This is a genomic window from Nitrosospira sp. NpAV, assembly GCF_000832065.1.
GTDB lineage: Bacteria > Pseudomonadota > Gammaproteobacteria > Burkholderiales > Nitrosomonadaceae > Nitrosospira.
Window position 1 is genome coordinate 1 of the sequence record NZ_JXQM01000102.1, and the last position, 722, is coordinate 722.

1 protein-coding gene is annotated in these 722 nt (G+C 51.5%); it reads right to left on the reverse strand.

What is annotated here, in order from left to right; genetic code table 11:
• Window positions 1-124: 124 nt before the first annotated feature.
• Window positions 125-722 (reverse strand): TonB-dependent receptor plug domain-containing protein (locus SQ11_RS15475; protein ID WP_232298043.1); only part of this gene is annotated, 598 nt, incomplete at its 5' end.

Consider the following 722-nt stretch of genomic DNA (forward strand, 5'->3'; position numbering starts at 1 on the left):
GGTTGATAAAGCCGCCGTCGTATTCGTAATGTCCATCAGTGTGTAAAAAACTGGCTTCGACATCCAATCCGCTGTCGAAGTGGTAGCCGGCACGGGCCGAGCCGGAGATATTACGGTAGCCATCCTAGTCCGGTTCAACGGTGAAGCATCCCGCACTAAAAGAACATTTGCAGGCATTAAAGCAATTGCTGTCTGATCCGATGATGCCGAGATTAAACCACGCGTGTTCGCTGCTACCGGAGAGAGTAGCTGAGCCATTGATGGTTCCATAGCTGCCCCCCCCAAAACTGAGGGTGGGTTTTAATCCCTTTTTTCCGCCTTTACGTGTGAAGATCTGGATGACGCCACCTACCGCTTCCGGGCCGTATAAGCTGGAACGTGGTCCCCGGACGATCTCAATACGATCAATCAACTCTACCGGGTAGTTCTGGATTTCACTAAAACCGGAGGTGGCAGAGCCCATTCTGATGCCATCAACCAGAACCAGTACGTGGTCGGATTCTGTACCTCGCAGAAAAAGTGTGGTCAATTTTCCAGGGCCACCGGTATTGGCGACATTGATACCTGCGATACCGTGCAGCAGATCTTGCACGGAACGTGCCTGCTGACGCTCAATATCAGTTCGTGTAATGACGGTAACTGAGGCAAGTGTATCTTCCGCGGCTTGATCAGTACGGCTAGCGGTAACGACAACCGGGTTTTCGAGATAGTTGATTTCTTCC